1 pseudogene is annotated in these 368 nt (G+C 59.0%); it reads left to right on the top strand.

Features of this window, described 5'->3' with window-relative positions:
• Positions 1-368 (top strand): annotated as a pseudogene (locus AB4072_RS17160) (flagellin); the annotation flags it as partial.

Raw genomic sequence — 368 nt, 5'->3', positions numbered from 1 at the left:
GTCGATACAGCCTTCAACGGCATGAACAACACCATTGAAGACATGAAGTCGATCCAGGCCAAGCTGACGGCGGCGATGTCGCCGAACGTCGATCGCGGCAAGATCCAAACCGAAATCAACGCCATCCTGAGCAAGATGAAGTCGACTGCCGATTCGTCGGTGGTGTCGGGTGAGAACTGGCTCTCGACGGATTCGGGCGCCGGTAACTACGTCTCGGATCGTAAGATCGTTGCCTCGTTCACCCGCGTCGACGGCGCGATCACAGTCGACACCGTGAACGTTTCGGTGGACACGACGAAGCTCTACGACAAGACCACGACGGCTGCTGACGCCGCGGCTGCTACGGATGCCGACATCTCCGCCGACAA

Source organism: Microvirga sp. 2MCAF38, from assembly GCF_052115485.1.
Taxonomy (GTDB): domain Bacteria; phylum Pseudomonadota; class Alphaproteobacteria; order Rhizobiales; family Beijerinckiaceae; genus Microvirga.
The sequence above is the reverse complement of the archived record's forward strand: the minus strand, read 5'-3'. Positions and strand labels throughout refer to the sequence as shown.